This window comes from uncultured Vibrio sp. (assembly GCF_947488985.1).
Taxonomy (GTDB): Bacteria; Pseudomonadota; Gammaproteobacteria; order Enterobacterales; family Vibrionaceae; genus Vibrio.
In genome coordinates this window covers 1-242 of the sequence record NZ_CANLBV010000386.1, presented here as the reverse complement: position 1 = coordinate 242, position 242 = coordinate 1, and the positions used below count along the sequence as shown (strand labels likewise).

Below are 242 nucleotides of genomic sequence, written 5' to 3'. Positions count from 1 at the left end.
AGCAAAGAAGCCATTCAATCTAATGAGAGCGTGACAAAATCGGCTCTTGAGTCGAATCAAGAGTCGCTGTCAAAGGCTCTCGATTTCGGGCGTTATTCTCTTGAAGAAAATAGTCAAATCAGTCAAGCGGCTATGGACAACATGCGACAGAACAGCGCAGATACTACGTCCGCAGTCAAATCAATGGCGATGCAGTCGGGAGAGAACGCCCGTGCTGCTTTATTGATGGCTGAAAACACCGC

Annotated in this window: 1 pseudogene; it reads left to right on the top strand. The window is 47.9% G+C overall.

Annotated elements, in window-relative coordinates:
- Positions 1 to 30: 30 nt before the first annotated feature.
- A pseudogene (locus Q1A70_RS20705) lies at positions 31 to 242 on the top strand (hypothetical protein); the annotation flags it as partial.